The following is a 3,305-nucleotide window of genomic DNA, read 5'->3' on the forward strand; positions in this document are numbered from 1 at the left end:
ACAATTTCATGTCTTCTTGACTCTTTCTTTTTTCCTATCTTTATTGACGTGTTTACTGTTCAGTTTTCAATGTCCCTGTGCCCTCTCGTCGAGTGCTCATCTATAATACCATCTATCCTTTACCTTTGCAAGTCTTTTTTTTACTTTTTTTCGTTTTTTTATTTAACCCTCTTTTTTCTCTCTTTATCACATCCTTAATTATATAATGTCATTTCTTTTTTTCTTTAAAGAATGCAAACTCGGTCCATCAATTAAATGACCATAAGCATCATAAGTTGACTGATGACACGGACACAACCATATCTTATCTTTTTGATCAAATTCTATAATACATTTTAAATGCGGACAATATGGAGAAAATACATGACATTTTCCATTTTCATCTTTATAGACTGCTTTGAGTTTCCCATTTTCACGAACAATAGCACCTTCACCATTTTGTATTTGATTCACTTTCTTATAATGAAACCTTGGATATATAAAACCCTTATAATATGAATTCATGATTTTCTTTTGATATTCCTTAGCAAAAGATAGTGAAAAATATTGACAGCTATATAAACTTTTATAGGGATTCTCTTGCTGTAAAATTAAATCTTTAATTAATTTGGCCGCTACCTGAGATAATGTCATGCCCCATTTTTGAAAACCATAAATTACATATTCCTGACTTCCCGGTTTTATCTCACCAATATAAGGTACTCCACGTAATGGCACACTATCTAATGCATACCATTCTTGACTCGCCATATCAATATATATTCCCTTATCCTGTACCGGTCTATAACTATCAGTATGATCTATACATAGCAAACTTTGATTCCCTTCTTTGTTTCGCAAATCAACATTCTCTTTTGTCTGAAACAACTTTGCAAAATAAATCCCTTTTTTAATAAAAGGATACCTTGTCGCATGAATAACATAACGACTTCGAATCTTATGATGATTGACTTTTAAAATAAAACCATCTTTTTTGCGTTCAATACTTTCAACCATACTCTTTTCATAAAAAACTATACCATCTTTTTGACACTTATCAATTAACCCATACATATATTTCAAAGGATGAAAAACCGCTTGATGCTTTAAGCCAACTGATGCTAAATGTTGTGAATCTTTGATAACTTCTACATGAAAAGATTTTAATATGTACTCAAGCTCCTGAATCATAGAAACATATTGAGGATCATCAGTATATACATACGCATCGTTTTCCTGAAAATCACATGCAATATCTTCCTTACGAATAATATCTTTAATTGTATTCAACGCTTCCTCTTGCGAACGAAAATACAGATGTGCATAATGTATATTATAATGTTTTTTAAGAAGTGGATAGATTTTCCCATGTAAAACCGTTAGTTTTGCAGTCGTATGTCCACTCGTATGACTTGCAATCTGATCTTTATCTACAACAATAACACGATAGGGTAAATCTTTTAATTGATAAGCCAGTGAAACCCCAGCCATTCCTGCCCCAATAATAACAATATCTGTATCCATATCATCTTGAATAGATGCACATCTTTGAATAGATGAAGTTTTCTGCCAATAAGATTGATTCATAGTTATATCACCATGTGATATTCTTTCCAAAAATAATCAGTTTAAACAAAAAAAGAACTAAGATTCAGTCAATGTCGTCAATTTAACGACAAATTTAAATTAGAAATCTGACATATTCAGATTTCTTTTTTTGTTTATTAAGATTCATAAGTAATTATAGAAGTGATATATCATATTTAGTGAAATCTCAACGATTTAATGATATAATTGTAGTATAGAAAAGGAGTGGTTTTATGTTTGTGAAGGTTGTTCAAAATAATAGAGGCAAAAAAGGCACTTATTTCTGCTCTCTTGTTGAGTCTTATCGTGATGGTGATAAAATCAAGCACCGCACTATTCGTAGTTTTGGTCTTCTTACTGAAGAACAGGTTCCCTATCTTAAAGCCATGTATGCTAAAAAGAAACCTAGACTTGTGTATGATGATGAAGAATAATGTCTATCTATTCTACATTTGAATATTTTGATGCTCTTTTGTCTCATCCTGATATTTTTGAGATTGCTAGAAAAGTTCCCAGATATTTTACAAGAGATTCAAAATTGGGACTTACAGGACTGCTCAAGTTTCTCATATCTAGACAAGGTTACACAGTTGCCAATGAAATCAATCATTACTATTCATCTTTTGGGTTGGAAAAGTCAGTTTCCAAGCAGGCGATATTTCAGGCACAGGAAAAGCTGGATTATAAAGTGTTTCCATATATAAATTCAAAGTTATGTAAGCACTATTATCAGAATAATGATTATGAAACATTGAAAGGATATACAGTTGTAGCTATAGATGGATCGGTTGGAGAAGCACCTTACACTGAAGAAAATGCTAGAGTTTTTGGAGTTAATGATCCCAATAGAAACAATTTATTTAAAGCTTCTCCAAGAATATCTGGATTTTTAGATGTATGCAATGGTATATATATTGATGTATTGATTAAATCTTATAAGGATTCTGAAATACCCATGGCATATGAACAAATGAATAATATTCATGATATTCTAGAAAAGCAGAAAGTTATATACATGGGTGACCGCAATTATCCATCAACTGATATCTTTGTTTATTATAATATGAAAGGCGATAAATTCTGTTACAGAGGAAAGCCAAACTTTTATAAGAAACAGCTAGAAAATATTGAAAGAGATGGTTGGATTGAAATAGATTTGGATGACAGATGGATTGATCGCTTTAAAATTGAAGAAGTCAAGGATTATGCCAGAGAGCATAGGAACTTCAGGTTAAGAGTCATCAAAGTTATGAAATCTGAATTAAGGCAATTAAAGGTTAGTGAAAAAGATGAAGAAATCATTATTTTCACGAATCTTGATGAAAATGAATGGCCAACAAAAGAAGTGCTACAGCTTTATGGAAACAGATGGTCAGCAGAAACCGGATATGATATCCTAAAAAATAAGATTGAGATGGAAAAAGTAACGAGTAAAAAAGCAGAACTCATACTGCAGGAATTACATTCACAGGTTATAGTTCATAATTTAGCTGCAATGATAAAAAAAGAATCAGATAAACTTATCACACATACTGAAAAATATAATTATCAGACAAATATAAATAACCTGATACAATTATTAAGGGCTAATCTTGCAAAACTATTAAACATGAAAGATGGATTCAGGAGACTCATAAATAAAATAATAAGAAAAGCCTCAAAAAATAAAGAGCCTATTCGACCCAATAGACTCTTTGGAAGATGGAATGTCTATACCAAGAAACCAACAACACTCAAAT

General features: G+C 31.2%; 3 protein-coding genes. 2 read left to right on the top strand and 1 reads right to left on the bottom strand.

Going from position 1 to position 3,305, the window contains the following annotated elements; all coding sequences use genetic code 11:
- Positions 1 to 198: 198 nt before the first annotated feature.
- Entirely contained in the window at positions 199 to 1,566 is a 1,368-nt protein-coding gene (locus tag B5E79_RS13130) for an FAD-dependent oxidoreductase (protein ID WP_087298347.1), read from the bottom strand.
- A gap of 233 nt (positions 1,567 to 1,799) precedes the next feature.
- On the opposite strand from B5E79_RS13130, the gene B5E79_RS13135 reads away from it, so the two are divergent.
- Both B5E79_RS13135 and B5E79_RS13140 read left to right on the top strand, forming a co-directional pair.
- Positions 1,800 to 2,000 carry a hypothetical protein gene (locus tag B5E79_RS13135; protein WP_087244157.1) on the top strand — a complete coding sequence of 67 codons (201 nt, stop codon included), beginning with the start codon at positions 1,800 to 1,802 and terminating at the stop codon, positions 1,998 to 2,000.
- Positions 2,000 to 3,305, top strand: a 1,306-nt coding sequence (locus B5E79_RS13140) for an IS4 family transposase (RefSeq protein WP_087298348.1), incomplete at its 3' end; no start/stop codon positions are given. The genes B5E79_RS13135 and B5E79_RS13140, both read left to right, overlap by 1 nt.

Source organism: Massilimicrobiota sp. An134, from assembly GCF_002160815.1.
In the GTDB taxonomy this organism is placed as follows: Bacteria; Bacillota_I; Bacilli_A; order Erysipelotrichales; family Coprobacillaceae; genus Allocoprobacillus; species Allocoprobacillus merdigallinarum.

What these genes read in the sequence shown, in the direction of transcription:
- B5E79_RS13130 (WP_087298347.1), bottom strand. Translation starts at nt 1,566, where the DNA reads ATGAATCAATCTTATTGGCAGAAAACTTCATCTATTCAAAGATGTGCA.
- B5E79_RS13135 (WP_087244157.1), top strand. Translation starts at nt 1,800, where the DNA reads ATGTTTGTGAAGGTTGTTCAAAATAATAGAGGCAAAAAAGGCACTTAT.